The organism is Frankia sp. CoWAU3, from assembly GCF_977971855.1.
Genome location: NZ_CDWWXB010000329.1, coordinates 1635 through 2412, shown reverse-complemented (window position 1 = coordinate 2412; position 778 = coordinate 1635). Strand labels below are relative to the sequence as shown.

The 778-nt window shown below is 69.8% G+C and carries 1 protein-coding gene; it reads left to right on the top strand.

What is annotated here, in order from left to right:
- Positions 1-331 precede the first annotated feature (331 nt).
- On the top strand, positions 332-778 hold a 447-nt coding region (locus AC08ON_RS18020; protein WP_476617426.1), incomplete at its 3' end, for a LysR family transcriptional regulator.

The window sequence follows — 778 nt, the reverse complement described above, 5'->3', positions numbered from 1 at the left end:
CGGTCCGCGGCGGGCGGGGGAGAGCCGGCCGCGGGCGGTTCGATTCCGGGCCAGCCGTCTGGTGCCCGGCCGGTCCTCCCTCACCCCGAGCAAGATAATCAACGGTGTTGACGTCCACTCGACTATCATGATCAACAAAAGATCGGTGGGTCCGGCGGGCCCGGCCAGCCGGTAACCCATGGCCCCCGCCGGCTGGCGATGACCCGCGGCCATCATCCATGATCGGCTGGGCGGCCAATCAACACGGGAATTTCACCGTCCGTTTTTTTATATTCCACCGCCGGTATTCCGGAACGATATTTTTCTGCGGGGAGGTGCCGTGGAGACCCGCATGGAGTTCCGCTATCTCGTCTCGTTCCTCGCAATCGCCGAGGAACTGCACTTCGGGCGGGCGGCGGCCCGGCTGCACCTGGCCCAGCCGTCGCTGAGTCAGCAGCTCCAGCGCCTCGAACGGGAGGTCGGTGTCGAACTGGTCAGCCGGACCTCCCACGAGGTGCGGCTCACCGCGGCCGGCCGCGCGTTCGAGGTCGAGGCCCGGCGGGTCCTCGACACCGCGCGCCGGGCCGTGTCGGCGGTCCGGGAGGCGGCCTCGGGCCGCGTGGGCGTGCTGACCATCGGCTTCAACTTCCCCGCCGGGCAGCGGGTGCTCCAGCCGACCCTCGTCCGGTTGGGCGCCGACTACCCCGGCATCTCCACGGTTCTCTGGGAAGCCCGCAGCGGACCGACGCTCGCCGCCCTGCACGACCGCAAGGTGGACGTGGCGCTCGTGTTCGGCGGG